Annotated in this window: 1 pseudogene; it reads left to right on the top strand. The window is 61.3% G+C overall.

The features are described from left to right. Positions 1 to 266, top strand: a pseudogene (locus RVY79_RS19960) (hypothetical protein); the annotation flags it as partial.

Raw genomic sequence — 266 nt, 5'->3', positions numbered from 1 at the left:
ATCGAAAGCAGGGCTACCGCCTGCATCTGGATGCCGATGGCATCTCGGCGCTGAAAGCCGCCTTGCCTGGACCGCTGTTTGCGCTGTTCGAGGCCACCTCGATGCACCCGCTGCCCTACACGACCATCATGGACACGAGTTTCGCAATCCAGCGCCGGTTCCAGACCGACGACTACAGCAAGACGCAGCATCACCTGACCGACGGCATTGCCCAGCATCTGAACGTGAACCGTGCGACCCTGCGCGAGATCCTGTTGCAGGATCTG

Source organism: Chromohalobacter sp. HP20-39 (assembly GCF_033052815.1).
Lineage (GTDB): Bacteria > Pseudomonadota > Gammaproteobacteria > Pseudomonadales > Halomonadaceae > Chromohalobacter.
This window is presented reverse-complemented; position numbering and strand designations above follow the sequence as displayed.